The sequence below is a fragment of the Frankia sp. AiPs1 genome (assembly GCF_023716945.1).
Taxonomy (GTDB): domain Bacteria; phylum Actinomycetota; class Actinomycetes; order Frankiales; family Frankiaceae; genus Frankia.
In genome coordinates this window covers 1-507 of sequence record NZ_JAMQQF010001198.1, presented here as the reverse complement: position 1 = coordinate 507, position 507 = coordinate 1, and the positions used below count along the sequence as shown (strand labels likewise).

Annotated in this window: 1 protein-coding gene; it reads right to left on the bottom strand. The window is 78.3% G+C overall.

Features of this window, described 5'->3' with window-relative positions; all coding sequences use genetic code 11:
* The coding region (locus ND748_RS33625; protein ID WP_251750226.1) for a S8 family serine peptidase at positions 1-507 on the bottom strand (507 nt) is incomplete at both ends.

Genomic DNA, 507 nt, shown 5'->3' with positions numbered 1-507 from the left:
TCATGGTCCTGGGCGTGGCGCACCGCGGCCGCGAGTTCCGGGGTGCCGGCCGCGGCAAGCACGGAGACGTTGACAATTCCTGCCCCGGCGTCGGTCGCCCGCCGGATCGCGGCGGCGAGCAGGGCCGGGTCCACCCCGGCACCGGCCTCTCCACCCGCCTGCTCGGTCAGCCGGACCGGCAGGATGCGGGCGCCGGGTGCGAGGCCCGCGAACCGAGTGCCGCCCGTGGCGCGGGCCGCGATGACGCTCGCGGCGGCGGTGCCGTGGGCGGCACAGTCGAGCGTGCCGTCCGGGGGGCCCGCGATCAGGTCGACGCCGCCGCTGACAGCCGGTGCGAGCTGCGGGTTGGCCGTGTCGACCCCGGTGTCGACCACGGCCACGGTGACTCCTGCGCCGGTGGTCGTCGACCAGATCCGGCCCGGCGCCAGGGTGAGCTGCTGCACCGACGCCCCGGCGAGGTCGGCACCGGGCGGGGGCAGCGCCGAGCAGGTCGGCGCGGCCACGGCC